This is a genomic window from Proteus sp. G2300 (assembly GCF_009915965.1).
Taxonomy (GTDB): domain Bacteria; phylum Pseudomonadota; class Gammaproteobacteria; order Enterobacterales; family Enterobacteriaceae; genus Proteus; species Proteus vulgaris.
Map to the genome: position 1 here is coordinate 51884 of NZ_JAABNK010000021.1, position 18985 is coordinate 70868.

Genomic DNA, 18985 nt, shown 5'->3' on the forward strand with positions numbered 1-18985 from the left:
CGATTAGTCCTCTTCAACCTGTGCAGGTTTTAATGTACGTAATCCCCAAATTAGCAAGCCAATGATAAAGAATGCACTTGGTGCTAACAGGAATAAACCATTTGGCTGATACCAGCCACCATTTTGGATAGATTCCATGACGGTAATACCAAATAATTTACCAGATCCGAAAAGTTCACGTAAAAATCCGACAAGGATCAAGATAACGCCATACCCTAAGCCATTACCAATACCATCCATAAAGCTTTCAATAGGCGGTGATTTCATCGCATACGCTTCAGCACGTCCCATTACAATACAGTTAGTAATGATAAGACCAACGAAAACAGAAAGTTGTTTAGAGATTTCATACGCATAAGCTTGCAGTATTTGGTCAACAACGATAACTAATGAAGCAATAATCGCCATTTGAACAATAATACGAACACTACTTGGTATGTAATTGCGAATGAGTGAAATAAAAAAGTTTGAGAACGCAGTAACCAGCGTTACAGCAATTGTCATCACTAATGCAGTTTCAAGTTTTGTTGTCACCGCCAATGCAGAACACACACCTAATACTTGTAAGGCAATTGGGTTGTTATCTAACAATGGGCCAAGTAAAACTCGTTTAATTTCTTTTGTATCAGCCATTGATTTCTCCTTCACGAACTTTTTTCAGGAATGGGCCGAAACCTTTTTCACCTAACCAGAAATCGAACATATGCTGGATACCATTCGAAGTCAGTGTCGCACCTGAAAGTCCATCAATACCATAAGGGCTGTCAGATGCACCACCACGCACTATTTTTATGGCTGGCACACCTTGCTCATTAATTAAGTGCTTACCTTTCCATTGTGCTTTCCATTGTGGATTATCGACTTCACCACCGAGTCCCGGCGTTTCACCATGAGAATAATAGGTGATACCTTTTGAAGTGACTCCATCAATATCTACGGCGACAAAAGCATACATTACAGACCATAAACCAGAGCCATAAACAGGTAATACAACTTCCGTCGTTTTACCTTGTTCATCGAGTACAAAATAGACCTCTGCTGTGTTAGCACGACGGCGAATTTTGGCAATATCTTCCTCTGGGGATAATGCGATTGACGTCTCATCACTGCGTAATTCTGTGTTTAAATCAAAATTGCCTTTACTATCAGTCAGTTCACCTGTCTGGAAATTAACAATTTTTGCTTTAATACGAGTGTCATATACTTTCAATACATCTGTCGCACTCATTTTAGGTACGAGTAGCCCCGCAACATCAAGAATATTACGTTGTTTATCAAGAAGTTTTTGTTCTTCTTGTTTAGACTTCAGTCCAACAGCCGCTCCTGCTACTACCACGGAACACACAAGACATAGAATAAATACAACGAGGAACGTTCTTGCGACGCTATCTTTGTTTTTCTCTTTAGCCACGAGCTTTTCTCCGCTTAATATTCGCCTGAACAACCACATAATCGAACAGTGGTGCAAATAAGTTTGCGAATAAGATTGCCAGCATCATTCCTTCTGGGTAAGCAGGATTGACGACACGAATAAGCACAGCCATTACGCCAATCAAAATACCGTAAGCCCATTTACCTTTATCGGTAAATGATGCAGATACTGGATCTGTTGCCATAAACATCATACCAAAAGCAAAACCACCTAAAACTAAGTGCCAGTGCCAAGGCATTGCGAAGAGAGGATTGGTCTCTGATCCAATAAAATTAAACAGGTATGACATCACAATCATGCCGACCATTACTCCAGCGACAATACGCCATGAAGCAATACGAGCAAAAAGAATGACTGCGCCACCAATTAAAATCATCAGAGTTGAAACTTCACCAATCGATCCTGGAATATATCCCAGGAAAGCATCCATCCAAGAGATAGGCTGTTGAGTGGCTGTATTTACTAATGCACTTTCACCTGATACAGACCATTGTGATAATGGTGTTGCACCCGAGAAACCATCTGCTGCAGTCCAAACCAGATCACCTGAAATTTGAGCTGGATAAGCAAAAAACAGAAATGCACGACCCGCTAATGCTGGGTTCAAGAAATTACGGCCTGTACCACCAAAAATTTCTTTCGCGATAACCACACCAAATGTAATACCTAATGCAGCCTGCCAAAGTGGTAGTGTTGGCGGTACAATTAAAGCAAACAAAATGGATGTAACGAAGAAACCTTCGTTAATTTCGTGTCCACGAATGAAAGCAAAAAGTACTTCCCAAAATCCACCCACCGCAAAAACAACAAGATAAATAGGTAAAAAGTAAGTCGCACCAAGTAGCATCTTACTTCCCCACCCCGCATCTGTTGTTAATGATGCGCCAAGGTATTGTGCAAGGCGATAATGCCAATCTGAAGCAATAATTTGCTGTAATTCAACACCGCTATATAACTGATTTAGTGCAGGGATCGCTTGGTGACCGACGTTATACATTCCCCAGAACATCGCTGGAAAAACAGATAACCACACTAGGATCATCATACGTTTTAGGTCAATGGTGTCACGAACATGCCCACCATTACGCGTTACAGTACCTGGCGTATAGAATACCGTCGTAACCGCTTCATAAAGTACGTACCATTTTGCTAATTTGCCACCGGGCTCAAAATGGTGCTCTACTTTTTCAAATAAATTTTTCAACCCCATGAGTTACCCTTCCTGCTCAATTTTGGTCAATACTTGGCGCAGTGCTGGGCCATACTCATATTTGCTTGGGCAAACATAAGTACATAATCCCAAATCTTCTTCATCCAATTCTAAGCAACCTAATGCTTGAGAGCTGTCAGTATCACCTACAATTAAATCACGTAATAAATGCGTTGCCATAATGTCCAACGGCATTACACGTTCATAATTGCCAATTGGCACCATTGAACGTTCGCCACCATTCATTGTTGTTGTAAATGCAAAGCGTTTATTTTTTAAGAAGTGACCGATAGTTGTACGTGTAATAGAAAATTTATCGCTACCTGGCATACCCCAACCAAACAATTCTTTATCACGACCTTCTCGTAATACAGAAACTTGGTTATGGAAACGACCTAAATAATGATGAGCCTCATCAGATTTCCATCCCCATAATACAGAGCCGGAAATAATGCGGTTTTCACCATCAATTAATTGATCTTTGGTTAGCTCATAGAGATCAGCCCCCAAACATGTGCGCACTAAACGAGGCGATTTCACTTGAGGCCCCGCTAAAGCAACAACACGTTCAGTATATAAAGAACCTGTTGTAAACAAGTAACCAATAGCAATCACATCTTGGTAATTTAAATGCCAAACTATTTTCTTAGCACTGACAGGTTCTAAGAAATGGATATGCGTACCGACCAACCCAGCTGGGTGAGGACCCACAAATTGGTTATAGCTAATTTGTCCATCATTTAATTTTGCTGGTGATTTTTCACCATGACAAACATACACTTTTCCTTCGGTTAAACGAGTTAAAATAATAAGACCATCATTAAATGCCTTCTCATTTTGCTCAATAATAACCATAGGATCAGCAGCAAGCGGATTAGTATCCATTGCAGAGACAAAAATGGCAGCAGGTGTTGTACCTAAGTGTGGAGTACGACTATAAGGACGGGTCCTTAACGCAGTCCACATTCCCGAGTTAACAAGGTTAGTTTCAACTTGTTCACGGGTTAAATCTGACAGTGTAGCGCTATCATAGCGGTTAAAGGTGATTTCTTCGTCACCATCAATTTCGATAACGATAGATTGGAACACACGGCGTTCGCCGCGATTAATTTCAACGACTTTACCACAAACGGGACTGGTGAAAACAACACCTGCATTCTTTTTATCTTCAAAAAGAATTTGCCCTTTTTTTACATGCTCACCTTCCGAAACCATCATAGAAGGACGCATACCGACATATTCTTCACCTAGCAATGCTACGCGTCGAATCGCGGGTCCGTCTTCTATCACTTGGGCAGGCGCTCCTGCAATTGGGAGGTCGAGTCCTTTTTTAATTTTAATCATAAGATTTGCACAAGTTTATCAGTTAAACCCTAAGCTACAAATTCACCCCGAAAATGTAGCGACTCTGTAATAAAAACATCTTAAGGTGTTTTTGAACCTTAAGTTATTTATCTCCGATAATTGTTACTATTTTCTCTTATTCTGCCGACCTGAATTTTATCATCTCAGCCTAAACCTGTCTGACTATTCGAGTGATTTAGCTCAAGCAAATGGGAATATTATTTTGACTGAAACGTTAACAACTCGTATAAACCGAATTAAAATATCATCTTTCTCGACGATCGCTTAAATTTCACACAGATAATTTTGTAAAATAAAAGAAACCATCTCAGATTTTAATTTACAAATTTATTGCTTCATAGCAATCTACGATCTACTTTATCAACAAATTTTAAGCTATTTTTCTGATAAAACCATGACCAGTCACGCAAAACAACTAATCAGTTTTTTAACAATAATGTTAACGTCCTTATTAGTTAACGCTGAAAACAGTTCAAGATTTCTAATGGAATCTGTTAAAAAAAATACAGGACGACCTATCTATATTCAGATTTTCAAGGAAGAAAACTTACTTGAACTTTATACAGAAAAATTAGATGGGCAATTAGAAAAAGTACGTACTTACCCCATTTGTAGCTATTCTGGCGGACTGGGCCCTAAAAAATTTCAAGGTGATTTAAAAAGTCCAGAAGGCTTTTACCAGGTTAATTTTTCACAATTAAATCCGAATAGTCGATTTTACCGAGCGATCAACCTAGGATTTCCTAATCAATACGATAAATCAAAAGGATATACAGGGGATTTTTTAATGATCCATGGAGCGTGTAAATCGGTTGGGTGTTATGCAATGACAGATTCAGTAATGGATGAAATTTATCAGTATGCTGAATTAGCGCTAAAAAGTGGACAATCCGTGATCAATATTCATATTTTTCCATTCAAAATGACTCGCGAAAATATGAAGAAGCATCACTATTCAACGGATATCGACTTCTGGCAACAACTTATGCCTGCCTATCAATATGTTGAAGAATACAAACAGATCCCTTCTGTTACTGTTAAGGATGGACGCTACCTTGTTAATAGTGCCTCAATTGTGCCTAATCAAACTCCTCTTAATTTATCACAAAATAGTGCAAGTAAATGGTTACAGGATACGCACACCACGATCAAATAGTACAAACTCCCCCACAGGAATACGTTGCCAAGACTCATTTCCAGTAAGTGGTAATGTTGAAATAACAGAAACAACATCATCTGATTGTGTATGCTGCTGAAAATCAATTTCTACATCTTGATCAAGGAGTTTTGCTTTTCCAAAAGGTGCTTTTCGCGTGATCCAATGCAAATTTGTTGAACAATATGCCATAACAAATCGTCCGTCGGATAACAGCATATTAAAAACCCCTTTTTGCCTTAATTGAGAGGCTAAAGTAGCAATAAAACGAAACACAGCCTGCCAATTAGCAGGTGTTCGTTTATAACGCTCTTCCAGTTGATTTAAGAGCCAGCAAAACGCTTTTTCACTGTCTGTCTGACCGATGGCTCTAAAACGCCCAGTTTCAAGGGATTGATAGCCTTTTAATTGACCATTATGTGCATAAGTCCAGTTTTTACCCCATAATTCACGGGTAAAAGGATGGGTGTTTTCTAAAGAGACATTTCCTCGATTCGCCTGACGAATATGGGCTATGACGGCCTCAGATTTAATCGGATACTCTTGAACAAAGCGAGCGACAGGTGAAATAGCACTGGCTTGAGGATCTTTAAATGTGCGACACCCAAGTCCTTCATAAAAGGTAATTCCCCAACCATCTTTATGAGGCCCTGTTTTGCCTCCTCTCGGAATTAACCCACTTAGACTAAAATTAATATCTGTCGGTACATTTGCACTCATGCCTAATAATTCACACATCGCTCACTCCTTCTGGTCGATGTTTATTGCTTATTTTATAGCAATATCAATAACGACTTACTTTTCCATTTCTTTTTCAATTAATTGGATCAGAATATGGATAACTTTGATATGGATTTCTTGAATACGGTCAGCATAACCAAAATGAGGAACGCGAATTTCTATATCCGCAGTACCGTCCATTTTGCCACCGTCTTTGCCTGTTAGCGTAATGACTTTCATGCCTTTTTCACGCGCAGCACTGATCGCCTTGATAATATTGCCTGAGTTACCTGAAGTTGAAATACCCAGGAGAACATCTCCTTCTCTACCTACAGCTTCAACATAACGCGAAAATACATATTCATAGCCAAAATCATTACTCACACATGAAATATGGCTTACATCAGAAATCGCAATGGCAGGATAACCCGGACGGTTTTCACGATAGCGACCTGTTAACTCTTCGGCAAAATGCATTGCGTCACAATGAGAACCACCATTACCGCAAGATAATACTTTGCCACCCGCTTTAAAAGAATCAGCTAATAATACAGCCGCTTTTTGAATAGCTTCAATATTTGCTTCATCTTGAAGAAAACGAGAAAGGGTCTCTGCTGCTTCTGTTAACTCACCACGGATAAGATCTTGGTACATAGGATTTTTACTCCAGAAAGGGTAATCGATATTTTCTGTTTCTCAGTGTAACGGATCCGATGTCATGAAAGAAGATACTCATTGCTGACAAATGCTAACTTCTCTCATTTACGAATAATTTGTGAGCTATATTGTAATTAGAATGTAAATATATTGATAAAAGTTGGTGACTGGATTAGATCTAAATAACAAACAACAGGTCTGACCTCTGATCTCTTGCTAAATACAGGAGTTTATTATGACACTACTCAGTATTGCACTTTTTATTATTCTTATCGGCGTACTTAGCTATCGCAAATTCGGTATTGCGATAAGTAGCCTTATTCTCATTGCTTACACTTTTGTAATGGGTCTTGCTAATATCTGGAGTTACTGGCTACTCCTTCCCATTGCATTGATTTTATTGCCCTTTACTCTCCCGTCTATTCGTAAAGCCTATATTTCAGCTCCTGCCCTTAAAGCATTCCAAAAAGTCATGCCTTCTATGTCTAAAACAGAGCAAGAAGCCATCGATGCTGGTACAACATGGTGGGAAGGTGAACTTTTCCGTGGCACACCTGATTGGAAACAACTCCATAATTACCCTAAGCCACAACTCACCGCTGAAGAGCAAGCGTTCCTTGATGGTCCAGTAGAAGAAGTTTGTCGTATGACAAACGACTTTGAGATCACTCATGAATTAGCTGACTTACCGCCTGAAATCTGGCAATACCTTAAAGACAATCGTTTCTTTGCGATGATCATTAAAAAAGAGTATGGCGGATTAGAATTTTCCGCCTATGCCCAATCTCGTGTATTGCAAAAACTAGCTGGAGTATCTGGTATTTTAGCCATCACGGTTGGTGTGCCAAACTCTTTAGGCCCTGGTGAACTACTTCAACACTATGGTACTGATGAGCAGAAAAAACGCTATTTACCCGGTTTAGCCAAAGGAGATGAAATTCCTTGCTTTGCCTTAACCAGTCCGGAAGCAGGCTCTGATGCTGGTGCTATTCCAGACAGCGGTGTCGTTTGTATGGGAGAATGGCAAGGAGAGCAAATATTAGGTATTCGTTTAACTTGGAATAAACGCTATATCACACTTGCGCCTATCGCAACCGTACTAGGACTAGCGTTTAAATTGCGTGATCCTGAACATCTTTTAAGTAACGATGAAAATCCTGGCATTACCTGTGCGTTAATTCCTACCGATGTAAAAGGGGTTGAAATTGGTCATCGCCATTTCCCATTAAACGTTCCGTTTATGAATGGCCCTACTCGCGGTAAAGATGTTTTTGTCCCTATTGATTACATTATTGGTGGGCCAAAAATGGCAGGACAAGGCTGGAGGATGCTGGTGGAGTGTCTATCTGTTGGTCGTGGTATTACTCTACCATCAAACTCTACAGGTGGATTAAAAAGTGTGGCGATGGCAACCGGTGCTTATTCTCGTGTCCGTCGTCAATTCAAAATACCTATTGGTAAAATGGAAGGTATCGAAGAACCATTGGCACGTCTGGCCGGTAACGCTTATCTTTTAGATGCAGCGTCAACCTTAATTACCACAGGTATTATGCTAGGTGAAAAGCCGGCTGTTTTATCTGCTATCGTTAAATATCACTGTACTCATAGAGCACAGCGTGGCGTTATTGACGCAATGGATATTGTTGGTGGTAAAGGGATCTGTCTTGGAACTTCAAACTTTGTTGCCCGTTCTTATCAAGGTTCACCTATTGCGATCACCGTTGAAGGTGCCAATATTTTAACACGTAGCATGATCATTTATGGTCAAGGTGCTATTCGTTGTCACCCTTATGTGCTGGATGAAATTGCCGCCGCACGCGATAGCAATCTACATGATTTTGACCGAGCTTTATTTGGCCATATTGGCCATGTTGCAAGTAATACCTTACGAAGCATTTGGTTAGGTATTACCAATGGTCGATTAAGTACTTCGCCAACCAATGATGAAACACGTCGTTATTATCAACAGATTAACCGCCTTAGTGCCAATATGGCTCTATTGTCTGATGTTTCAATGGGCGTTTTAGGTGGAAGTTTAAAACGTCGTGAACGTATTTCAGCACGTTTAGGTGATATATTAAGTCATATTTTTCTCGCCTCAGCAGTCCTTAAACGCTACGAAGATGAGGGTCGCCATACAGCAGATTTACCTTTAGTACATTGGAGTGTGAAAGAGTGTTTATATCAAGCTGAAAATGCCATTGATGAACTGTTGCGTAATTTCCCGAGCCGAATGATTGCAGGTACAATGCGCGCAATTATTTTTCCTCTTGGCAAAGCGCAAAAACTCCCATCCGATAAACTAGATAGTAAAGTGGCTCAAATTATTCAACAGCCTTCTGAAACTCGAGACCGTATTGGTAGAGGTCAATTCTTAACACCATGTGAACATAATCCACACGGTTTAATGGAAGAAGCATTGCTTGATATCCTGGCAGCAGAACCCATTTTCGACCGTATTTGCCGCCTCTATGAGAAGAAGTTTAGTTTTACTCAATTAGATAAATTAGCTGACAAAGCACTGTCTGATAAACGAGTCACTCAGGAAGAAGCCAATATCTTACGTAAAGCAGAGCAAAGTCGCTTACGGAGTATCAACGTTGATGAATTTGACTTTGATGCATTGGCGGTACCCGCAAAAAAGCCAAAAGCTGACAACGTCAAAACAGATAAGGCAGCTTAAAAACGCATATTAAGGGAAATATTTTCCCTATAAAACACAAACACCTCATCACTTTTAGTCATGAGGTGTTTTTTATTAAGCTCAACTTATTGAAATTAATTAGAGATCTAACTCCAACGCTAATAATTCCTCTATTGTTTGTCGACGACGAATTAATTGAGGAGCCCCTTTTGTCATCAATACTTCAGGAATAAGAGGACGGCTATTATAATTAGATGACATTGAAGCGCCATAAGCCCCTGTATCATGGATAATTACGTAATCACCTACTTGGGCTTGAGGTAATAAACGAGGAGTAACTGTGCCACCTTCCTGTTGGGTAAAAACATCCCCCGATTCGCACAGAGGACCTGCCACAATCGTTTCTCGTAATTCTGTCATTGGCTTTATTTGCCCATGATTATCTAAAACTGAAATCTGATGATAACTGCCATACATAGCAGGGCGCATTAAATCATTGAATCCAGCATCCACCAGCACATAGTAACGACTTCCCATCGATTTAACCGCTCTCACTTGAGAGATTAATACACCAGACTCAGCCACTAAGAAACGTCCTGGTTCGATTTCAAGCTCAATATCATGACCAAGATGTTGTGCAATACGCTGACGAGCTTTATCCCACAACGAAAAGTAGTGGGTTAAATCGACTGTTGCATCACCTTCTTGATATGGCGTTGATAATCCCCCACCTGCTGAAATAGCATTAATATCAACTTTAGAGGTAAGTACTTGCTCAACCATAGCATCACATACACTAGCGAGATGTTGATAATCAACACCAGAACCAATATGCATATGAAAACCAACTAGAGTCAGGTTGTATTGTTGGATCACGGATAATGCTTCAGGAACATCATCGAACCAAATACCATGTTTACTATTTTCCCCCCCCGTATTGGTTTTTTGACTATGCCCATGACCAAATCCAGGGTTAACTCTTATCCAAACAGCATGCCCTTGATTGCGCTCCCCCAATTGACGAAGCATATCAATTGAGCCCGCATTCACAGGAATATCTAATTCCACTATACGTTCAAGGGTTCTTTCATCCAGTAAATCCGCAGTAAAAACAATCTCACTTTTTTCTCTACCACCTTGATAACCCGCAACTAAAGCGCGTTCAATCTCTCCTAATGAAACAGAATCAACTTTAACACCCTGTGCTTTCATTAATCGTAAGATATGAATATTGGAGCACGCTTTTTGAGCAAAGCGAACCACATCAAACGATTTTAGTTGAGCAATACGTTCAGAAATTGTATCGCCTTGATAAACCCATAATGGCGTTCCATATGTTTGTGCGAGTTGATAGTGAGCCATAGTGATTGATGTTGTCATAATATTTACTCATAAAAGTCACTGGTGAATAAAATGATTATTAATTAACTTGAAAAGGAATAAAAATATCAAATAAGCTACACTCTATTCATTTTTGATATAGGAATAATCAATGAAAGCTCCTTTTAACTGGCGACATATTGAAATCTTTCATGCCGTAATGACAACTCAAAATCTTACTGAAGCAGCTGAATTACTGAAAACTTCGCAACCTACGGTGAGTCGAGAGTTATCACGTCTTGAGCATCTATTATCATTTAAGTTATTTGACAGGATAAAAGGTCGACTCCAACCCACAACAGAAGGATTACGTTTTTTTGAAGAGGTACAACGCTCTTATTATGGTTTAGATAGGATCATTAATGTCGCTGAAAGTATTCGTCATTTTAGACAAGCCGAATTAAATATCACTTGTTTACCCGCATTTGCTCAATCATTGCTACCTTCGATTTGTCGGCAATTTATTGATCAACATCCCGATGTCAATTTAACCATTGTCCCTCAAGAATCACCTTTATTAGAAGAATGGCTATCTGCTCAACATTATGATTTAGGATTAACAGAACACACACAAACACCAGCAGGAACTCAACAAGAAACACTGTTAACACTCAATGAAGTTGCCGTTTTACCTAAGTCACACCCATTGTGCCAAAAATCGTTATTACACCCGTCTGATTTTCAAAACGAGCGATTTATCAGCTTGTCTGTTAATGATCCTTATCGACAGCTCATTGATGCCGTTTTTATTCAAGAAGGAATATCGCGACGATTAGTGATGGAAACACAAAGTGCCGCGTCTATCTGTGCTATGGTTAGCGAAAATATAGGTATTTCAATTGTTAATCCTATTACTGCTCTTGATTATCTCGATAAAACACTTTGTCTTCGGCCTTTAAGTTTTACGATCCCCTTTACTATTAGCTTAATTTGCCCTTCTCATCGTCCATCATCACAACTGGCTTCCTATTTTATTGATGTAATGAAAAACACATTAGCAGATTACCCTACACGCTTAAATCTCGCTTTTACCCGATAAACCAAGCCAATGCGGAGAGGATGAAAACCACTCAACAAGAAAATCGAGCAATACACGTACTGCTGCTGGCATATTTTGCCGACTCGCTAAAACAGCATAAATCCCCATAGATTGAGCTTGGTAGTTAGCTAAAATATGTTCCAGCTCTCCACTTTCAAGATAAGGTTTTGCTGAATAATAAGGTTGTAATGATATACCTGCACCTTTTAACGTTGCCTGCAATAACACAACGGATTCATTAGCACTCAAATTACCACCAACGGGCACAGAATAACGTTTATCCTCTAAATTGAATTCCCATAAGCTACGGCCAAAAAAACGATAAGTTAAACACTGATGTTGAGCGAGATCATCCGGCGTTTTCGGTATTCCTTTTTTTACTAAATAATCTTTATGAGCACATACTACAGAAAGGCATGTTGCCAGCGGTCGTGCAATTAAATTAGGCTCAAGATGATTAGTAATACGCAAAGCAATATCAATGCGCTCTTCCACCAAATTCACCGTTTGATTAGTAATTTGTAAATCGACGGCAATTAAAGGGTAACGTTGCATAAACTCACATATTGCAACAGATAAAATGCTATTTGCTAACGATTGTGAACTGGTAATACGAACAAGCCCACTAATTTGATGGCGCTCCTTAGGAATATTGGCGGGGATACGTTCTGCCATTTCTAATAATTGTAAGCTCTGTTCATAAACCATCTCACCAACAGATGTTAAGCTCTGTTTACGTGTCGTTCTATGTAATAAACGAACACCCGCCCATTCCTCCATTTCATTTAAATAACGAGTTACCATGGCTCTAGACATACCTAGATAATCAGCAGCTTTTATCATGCTACCTTGCTTTACAATGGTCACAAAAACTTCTGATGCTTTTATTTTATCCATTTTATTTGCTCGATTTACGCAACAATTAATTGCCTGAAATGGGGTTTTTCTCTTGTTTTATGCAACATATTATAGTCAGCAACAACATTATGGAGAAAACAAAAGATGAAAAAATTACTTCCTTTAACACTTGCAACAACCACCTTCTTCGCAACGTCAGCACTAGCCACTGAATTAACATTAGATATCTATAATCCTGGAGAATCGAGTGTTTTCCCTGTTTCTTCTGAAATTATTTATGGTGATAAAGATGCTGTTTTAATTGATGCACAATTTCAAAAAAATGATGCACAAGCCTTAGTTGATAAGATCAAAGCTTCTGGAAAAAACCTCACTTATATCTATATCAGCCATTCAGATCCTGATTTTTATTTTGGATTAGATGTTATTACTGATGCGTTTCCAAATGCTAAAGTGATTGCAACTGCACCCACAATCAATGCTATCAACGAAACCCAAGCAGGAAAACTTGCCTACTGGGGGCCAGTACTTAAAGAAAACGCCCCTAAAAAAATCATCATTCCTGAAGTGGTAACAGGCGATAGTTTTTCTATTGAAGGAGAGACTATTTCTATCAAAGGATTAGATAGTCAATCTCCAGATAGAACATATCTTTATGTTCCAAAACTGAATGCAGTGATGGGGGGGGTTTTAGTTTCTGAAAATATTCATGTCTGGTTAGCGGATACTCAAACTGTTGCAGAGCGCCAACATTGGGTTAGTGCGTTACAGCAAATAAAATCTCTCTCACCAAAAACCGTTATTCCAGGTCACTATTTACCTGAAGCAACATATAGTCTACAAGCAGTTGATTTTACGATGAATTACCTAATTGAGGCTGAGAAAAATCTTGAAAAGACAAAAAATTCAGATGAATTTATTGCAGTGATGGAAAAAACTCATCAGAATTTAGCAGACAAATCAAGCCTAGAGCTCAGTGCAAAAGTACTTAAAGGAGAGATGCAATGGCCTCAGTAACAAGCAGTACAGGTAATACTCAAAGTACTAAAATATTGCACTATGTTTATGATCCTCTTTGTGGTTGGTGTTATGGCATTGCTCCCTTAATTGAAGTAGTGAGCAATATATTTCCTGATGCTATCAAGTTACATGGTGGTGGTTTGTTTACACCAGCAAGAGCCGTCACTGGTGGTCAATCATGGAAAGAACACGTCACACCAATTGATGAACGTATTAGCCAGTTATCAGGTCAAGTTTTTAGTCATGCATACCGTGACGCTCTTGGTAATACAAAAATGGTACTAAACTCTTTGTTACCTATTTCAGCTATTCTTGTCGCTCAAATAATGGGAAAACGTGACGTTTATTTATTAAAAGCATTACAAGAGGCCTATTACCTTGATGGTCTAAATATCAGTGATAAAAACACACTGTTATTTATTGTGAAAAAGCTAGGCTTTGATGTTGAACTGTTTGCATCTTTACTGTCTGAAATTAGCAAAACACAAATTCAGCAACATTTAAGTCAAACACAACAATTAATGAGCCAAGTTAATGGTCATGGTTTTCCGACGTTATTTATTGAAGATAGTCAAGGTTATCATCTAATACCGGTTGAAAAGTATTTGGGTGATACAAAACATTGGCTACAATTTATAAAAGAAAATCTATAATCTTCTTTTCAGTGTGCTGATTTATTTCCGCACACTGCTTTCTCTTTATCTCCAATATATTACCCATTTTAAATAGTGTAATTTTAAAATTATCATCAAACTAAAAATAGAAACCAAGCACTATTAATGTCGAAAAAGATAGACAAGAGCCAAACGCGACTTTGTTTAAATATTCTTTTGTTGTTATTAATACAGAGCAATACACACAAAGCCCCAAAAAAGAACCGCCTAAAAGAATATAAGGTAATTTTTCAAACCCACACCATGCACCAATTGCACCAAACAATTTCACATCACCAAAACCCAATACACATTTTTGATAAATAAAATATCCCCATAAATAAACACCGTAAAAAAGCCCTGTGCCTATTAAAAAACCATAAAAAGCATGATGAAAGGATACTAATCCGTATGTAGTGTAATTACATGATAACCCCAAAAATAATAACCAAAATGTTAAATTATTAGGCAATAAAAAGTAGTCCGAATCAAAGAAGGACAGTGTTAATAAATAAAAAGTTAATATCGATAATATTATTAATAAATTCAGTGAATTATAAGTTGAGATCCAATAAAGAAAAATGGCAAAGTAGCTAAAAGCTAGCTGATAACGTCGATGCTTAGGCAATAAAGATAATAATGAATAAAATACAAAAAACTTAATCCCTATAAAAAAGTAGTTAAAAAAAGAAAATAAGGAAACCCTTATAACACCCAAAAAAAATAGCATAAATATCAATTCCTTATACATATCAACACCCTTGTTAATTAACTGTATAAGAGCATAAGTTTAATGCCGAGTTTTTTTTCATAATCTCCTTAAAAATATGAAGTTTTGCGACAAAACTCGCAAGAATATTCACGCTATAATAACAACAAAAGTAAAGTGATAACTTGCATGCCATAATGTCATGCGTATGATGCATATCACATATTTTATTTATCACGGTTAACCATCTTTTACGTAAGGGTTTCACGTTATGCGTATTCCTCGCATTTATCATCCAAAACCACTCACAGCAGGCATTCAAACAGCATTAGATGAAGAAGCATCTAATCATGTTGGTCGTGTGTTAAGAATGTCTATAGGACAAAAACTGGCACTGTTTGATGGTTCAAATCAAGTGTTTGAAGCTGAAATCATTGAATGCACAAAAAAGTCAGTCACAGTGCAAATAAATGAAGGGATTGTTGATGATAAAGAATCCCCTCTCGACCTCCATCTAGGGCAAGTACTATCACGAGGCGAGAAAATGGAGTTTACTATTCAAAAATCAGTGGAGTTAGGGGTAAATATGATTACGCCACTGATCTCAGAACGCTGTGGTGTTAAACTAGACCCTAGTCGTTTAGAGAAAAAACATCAGCAATGGCAAAAAATTATTATCTCAGCATGTGAGCAGTGTGGTAGAAATACGCTTCCACAATTGATGCCAGTGATGTCATTAGAAAAATGGTGTGCTCAAAATGATGGTAGTTTAAAACTCAATTTGCACCCTAGAGCAAGCCAAAGCATTAATACCTTACCCTTACCTGTTAAAAAAGTACGCTTATTGATTGGCCCTGAAGGGGGACTCTCTCCCGAAGAAATCGCCATGACAGCAGAACACCATTTTACTGATATTTTATTAGGTCCTCGTGTATTAAGAACTGAAACAACAGCACTCACCGCAATCACCGCTTTACAGGTTCGGTTCGGCGATCTGGGATAAAGGAGAAGTAATGATTAAATTAGGTATTGTGATGGACCCAATTTCATCCATCAAAATCAAAAAAGATACCAGCTTTGCCATGCTCTTAGAAGCACAGCGCCGTGGTTGGGAAATTCATTATATGGAAATGAACGATCTTTACCTACATCAAGGTGAAGCACGCGCTCACACTCGTATACTCAGCGTTGAAGAAAACCCAGAAAAATGGTTTGAATTTGGCCAAGAGCAAGATATTGCTTTAGGTGACCTTGATACCATTTTAATGCGTAAAGATCCGCCTTTTGATACCGAGTTTATTTACGCAACCTATATTTTAGAACGCGCAGAAGATATGGGAACACTCATTGTTAATAAACCCCAAAGCTTGCGTGACTGTAATGAAAAACTCTTTACAGCATGGTTTCCAACATTAACACCAGACACTTTAGTGACTCGTGAAGCTAAGCATTTACGAGCTTTTCATGAAAAACACGGTGATGTCATTTTCAAACCATTAGATGGTATGGGTGGCGCATCTATTTTTCGTTTGAAAAAAGACGATCCTAACGTGGGTGTCATTATCGAAACACTCACAGAGCATGGTCATCGTTTCTGCATGGCGCAAAACTTCTTACCTGAAATTGTCGATGGTGATAAACGTATTCTTGTTGTAGATGGCGAACCTGTTCCTTATTGCTTAGCGCGTATTCCTGCAAAAGGGGAAACTCGTGGTAACTTAGCGGCTGGTGGTCGTGGTGAAGCTCGTCCATTAACAGAGAGTGATTGGGCAATTGCGCGTCAAGTCGCCCCTATACTGAAACAAAAAGGGCTTATTTTTGTTGGCTTAGATATTATTGGCGATCGTTTAACTGAGATTAACGTCACTAGCCCAACTTGTGCGCGTGAAATCGAAGCGGCTTATCCTGATGTATCAGTTACTGGCATGTTGATGGATGCGATTGAAGTACGCCTAAACAAGAAAAACTAACTTTTAATCCCTCTCGTCAAAGGGTTTAAAAGTCTGAGCCTAGCCCCTACATATCAATAAGTGGTATACATTAAGAAGCACAATGTATAAAAGGGCTAGGTTTTTTACTAAAAATGATCAGGGAACAGTATTACTATTATGAATTTACTTAACCATTTTCTTATTGCTATGCCTTCATTGAACGATCCGTTATTTGAGCGTTCGGTCGTCTATGTTTGCGAACATAATGAAAACGGTGCGATGGGCTTAATTATTAATAAACCTATCGAAGATATCTCAGTAGAAGGCGTATTAGATCAACTGGATATTTTTTCAACGGATAGAGATGAAGCGATTAGTTTACAAAAACCGGTGATGTCAGGAGGCCCCGTTGCCGAAGAGCATGGTTTTATCTTACATACTCCTGTGTCAGGTTTTAGCTCCAGTATAAAAATCAGTGATAGCACCATGATCACAACATCCAAAGATGTATTAGAAACCTTAGGCACTGCAAGACAGCCCGAAAAAACATTGGTCTCTTTAGGTTATTCCAGTTGGGAGCAAGGCCAATTAGAAAAAGAAATTTTAGAAAATAGTTGGCTCACAGTTGAAGCATCGCCTCAAATTATTTTTGATACCCCTATTGCTGAACGTTGGCATAAAGCTGCTGAATTAATTGGGATTAATATCCACACTATTTCACCTATAGCAGGTCACGCCTAATGTCAAACAGAACAGTAATGGGCTTTGATTTCGGCACTAAAAGTATTGGCGTTGCTATTGGTCAAGAAATCACTGGAACCGCAAGGCCTTTAGCTTCATTTAAAGCCAAAGACGGCATTCCTGATTGGTCTCAAATCGAAAAAATTATAAAAGAGTGGCAACCTGATTTAGTCATTGTAGGTCTACCTCTTAATATGGATGGCACAGAACAACTAGTCACAACACAAGCGAAAAAATTTGCTAATCGCTTACATGGTCGATTTGGGGTGCAAATTGCTTTGCATGATGAACGACTTAGTACCGTTGAAGCTCGCTCTCACCTTTTTGAACGTGGTGGTTACCGTTCTTTGGATAAAGGCAGTGTGGATGCAACATCTGCCGTTATTATTCTTGAAAGTTGGTTTGAACAGCAATGCTAACAAGTGCCAGTAACACCAAACGTTCGCTCTTACTCTTCACTAACTAATCTCGTTGAATCAATCCTTCATGTTGACGTTGTTGGCGACTTAACATGAAGGTTTGCATGCCATGTTCACTCCCCGTTTGCATTAATGTTGTTACTTGATGATATTTCCCTTCTCTAATAAGGTGTGAAATACCCGGAGTAACTTGCATTATTTCGAATAATGCCACTCGCCCACCATCAGTTGACGGCACCAGTTCTTGTGAAATAATTGCTCTTAAACTACATGCTAATTGTGATGAAACCCATTGACGATCATTGCCCGCAAATACGTTAGTGACGCGTTCAAGTGTTTGTTTTGCGCCTTTAGTATGCAAAGTAGCGAGGACTAAATGCCCTGTTTCAGCAGCCGTCAAGGCTAATTTAATACTTTGTGCATCTCTTAACTCACCTAACATAATAACATCTGGATCTTGACGTAAGGCACTCTTTATTGCGCTTACAGTATTTTGAACATCACGTCCAATCTCTCGTTGCTGAACAATACTTTGCTTATTGCTATGTATGAACTCAATGGGATCTTCTAATGTTAAAATATGCTGACGTTGATATTGATTTAAATAATTGATCATCGCGGCTAATGTCGATGATTTACCACTGCCAGTCGCACCAGTCACTAAAATAAGCCCATGTGAATAGTTATCTAATAACGTTGCTATCGATTTAGGTGCTCTAAGTTTATCTAAGGAGGGAATTTGTGTTTCGATTATTCTTAATACCGCAGAAAATCCTTTTTGTTGGCAAAATAAATTCACACGAAGCCGTTGCCCATTCACCAATGTTACAGCTATATCAATTTGCCCTTCATCCTCAAAAATTTGTTTTTGACTATCACTTAAATAAGGTTGTAACCACGTTAATAGAATATCAGAAGTGATAGGTTTACATTGATTTTGTTGATAAAGTACACCATTGATCCGTAATCGTGGTACATCGCCACAACAAAGATGCAGATCAGAGGCGTTATGCTTTACACTATATGCAATTAAATTTTCCATTTTCATCTT

At 38.7% G+C, this 18985-nt stretch carries 19 protein-coding genes; 9 read left to right on the plus strand and 10 right to left on the minus strand.

Features of this window, described 5'->3' with window-relative positions:
- Positions 1–3: 3 nt before the first annotated feature.
- Genes GWI97_RS10210 through GWI97_RS10225 form a run of 4 tightly spaced genes read right to left on the minus strand, consistent with a single transcriptional unit; the run spans position 4 to position 3986 of the window.
- Positions 4–633, minus strand: coding sequence for an NADH:ubiquinone reductase (Na(+)-transporting) subunit D (locus GWI97_RS10210; protein ID WP_036932605.1), 630 nt, complete (start codon positions 631–633; stop codon positions 4–6).
- Positions 626–1411 (minus strand): Na(+)-translocating NADH-quinone reductase subunit C, encoded by a 786-nt coding sequence (locus GWI97_RS10215; protein WP_036932606.1) that lies wholly within the window; start codon positions 1409–1411, stop codon positions 626–628. Before GWI97_RS10215 ends, GWI97_RS10210 begins: the two co-directional genes overlap by 8 nt.
- Positions 1404–2642, minus strand: coding sequence for an NADH:ubiquinone reductase (Na(+)-transporting) subunit B (locus tag GWI97_RS10220; protein WP_036932607.1), 1239 nt, complete (start codon positions 2640–2642; stop codon positions 1404–1406). Before GWI97_RS10220 ends, GWI97_RS10215 begins: the two co-directional genes overlap by 8 nt.
- A 3-nt stretch (positions 2643–2645) precedes the next feature.
- The gene (locus GWI97_RS10225) at positions 2646–3986 is read right to left on the minus strand and encodes a Na(+)-translocating NADH-quinone reductase subunit A (protein WP_036932608.1); all 1341 of its coding nucleotides are present in this window, start codon (positions 3984–3986) and stop codon (positions 2646–2648) included.
- A 415-nt stretch (positions 3987–4401) separates the two neighbouring features.
- Here GWI97_RS10225 and GWI97_RS10230 point away from each other — a divergent pair, with 415 nt between their 5' ends.
- Entirely contained in the window at positions 4402–5163 is a 762-nt protein-coding gene (locus tag GWI97_RS10230) for a L,D-transpeptidase family protein (RefSeq protein WP_036932610.1), read from the plus strand.
- Here GWI97_RS10230 and GWI97_RS10235 read toward each other — a convergent pair.
- Together GWI97_RS10235 and lpcA are read right to left on the minus strand one after the other, a co-directional pair.
- Positions 5134–5901 carry a class II glutamine amidotransferase gene (locus tag GWI97_RS10235; protein ID WP_036932611.1) on the minus strand — a complete coding sequence of 256 codons (768 nt, stop codon included), beginning with the start codon at positions 5899–5901 and terminating at the stop codon, positions 5134–5136. The two genes, GWI97_RS10230 and GWI97_RS10235, sit on opposite strands and share 30 nt — an antisense overlap.
- Positions 5902–5958: 57 nt before the next feature.
- Positions 5959–6537, minus strand: coding sequence for a D-sedoheptulose 7-phosphate isomerase (gene lpcA / locus GWI97_RS10240; RefSeq protein WP_036932613.1), 579 nt, complete (start codon positions 6535–6537; stop codon positions 5959–5961).
- Between the two features lie 238 nt (positions 6538–6775).
- Here lpcA and fadE point away from each other — a divergent pair, with 238 nt between their 5' ends.
- Positions 6776–9223 (plus strand): acyl-CoA dehydrogenase FadE, encoded by a 2448-nt coding sequence (gene fadE, locus GWI97_RS10245; RefSeq protein WP_161751947.1) that lies wholly within the window; start codon positions 6776–6778, stop codon positions 9221–9223.
- Between the two features lie 99 nt (positions 9224–9322).
- Here fadE and lysA read toward each other — a convergent pair whose 3' ends face one another.
- Entirely contained in the window at positions 9323–10564 is a 1242-nt protein-coding gene (gene lysA, locus GWI97_RS10250; protein WP_087802629.1) for a diaminopimelate decarboxylase, read from the minus strand.
- 112 nt (positions 10565–10676) lie between these two features.
- Between lysA and GWI97_RS10255 the strand changes: the two genes are divergently transcribed.
- On the plus strand, positions 10677–11603 hold the full coding sequence (locus GWI97_RS10255) for a LysR family transcriptional regulator (RefSeq protein ID WP_036932619.1): 927 nt from the start codon (positions 10677–10679) through the stop codon (positions 11601–11603).
- Here GWI97_RS10255 and GWI97_RS10260 read toward each other — a convergent pair.
- Positions 11580–12500, minus strand: coding sequence for a LysR family transcriptional regulator (locus GWI97_RS10260; RefSeq protein WP_087802632.1), 921 nt, complete (start codon positions 12498–12500; stop codon positions 11580–11582). The genes GWI97_RS10255 and GWI97_RS10260 overlap by 24 nt on opposite strands.
- A gap of 105 nt (positions 12501–12605) precedes the next feature.
- Between GWI97_RS10260 and GWI97_RS10265 the strand changes: the two genes are divergently transcribed.
- Together GWI97_RS10265 and GWI97_RS10270 are read left to right on the plus strand one after the other, a co-directional pair.
- Positions 12606–13478, plus strand: coding sequence for an MBL fold metallo-hydrolase (locus GWI97_RS10265; protein WP_036932622.1), 873 nt, complete (start codon positions 12606–12608; stop codon positions 13476–13478).
- Positions 13466–14134 (plus strand): DsbA family protein, encoded by a 669-nt coding sequence (locus tag GWI97_RS10270; protein WP_087802635.1) that lies wholly within the window; start codon positions 13466–13468, stop codon positions 14132–14134. Before GWI97_RS10265 ends, GWI97_RS10270 begins: the two co-directional genes overlap by 13 nt.
- A 100-nt stretch (positions 14135–14234) precedes the next feature.
- Here GWI97_RS10270 and GWI97_RS10275 read toward each other — a convergent pair whose 3' ends face one another.
- A complete protein-coding gene (locus tag GWI97_RS10275; protein ID WP_087802638.1) occupies positions 14235–14885 on the minus strand; it encodes a prepilin peptidase in 651 nt (216 codons plus the stop codon).
- 229 nt (positions 14886–15114) lie between these two features.
- On the opposite strand from GWI97_RS10275, the gene rsmE reads away from it, so the two are divergent.
- From rsmE to ruvX, 4 genes are all read left to right on the plus strand, one after another.
- Positions 15115–15846 (plus strand): 16S rRNA (uracil(1498)-N(3))-methyltransferase, encoded by a 732-nt coding sequence (rsmE, locus tag GWI97_RS10280; RefSeq protein WP_036932627.1) that lies wholly within the window; start codon positions 15115–15117, stop codon positions 15844–15846.
- A gap of 10 nt (positions 15847–15856) precedes the next feature.
- Positions 15857–16813 (plus strand): glutathione synthase, encoded by a 957-nt coding sequence (gshB, locus tag GWI97_RS10285; RefSeq protein WP_036932628.1) that lies wholly within the window; start codon positions 15857–15859, stop codon positions 16811–16813.
- Between the two features lie 138 nt (positions 16814–16951).
- Positions 16952–17515, plus strand: coding sequence for a YqgE/AlgH family protein (locus GWI97_RS10290; protein ID WP_036932630.1), 564 nt, complete (start codon positions 16952–16954; stop codon positions 17513–17515).
- The gene (gene ruvX / locus GWI97_RS10295; protein WP_036932632.1) at positions 17515–17934 is read left to right on the plus strand and encodes a Holliday junction resolvase RuvX; all 420 of its coding nucleotides are present in this window, start codon (positions 17515–17517) and stop codon (positions 17932–17934) included. The genes GWI97_RS10290 and ruvX overlap by 1 nt, the downstream gene beginning before the upstream one ends.
- A 43-nt stretch (positions 17935–17977) precedes the next feature.
- On the opposite strand, the gene GWI97_RS10300 is transcribed toward ruvX, so the two are convergent.
- Positions 17978–18982 carry a type IV pilus twitching motility protein PilT gene (locus tag GWI97_RS10300; RefSeq protein ID WP_036932633.1) on the minus strand — a complete coding sequence of 335 codons (1005 nt, stop codon included), beginning with the start codon at positions 18980–18982 and terminating at the stop codon, positions 17978–17980.
- Positions 18983–18985: the final 3 nt, after the last annotated feature.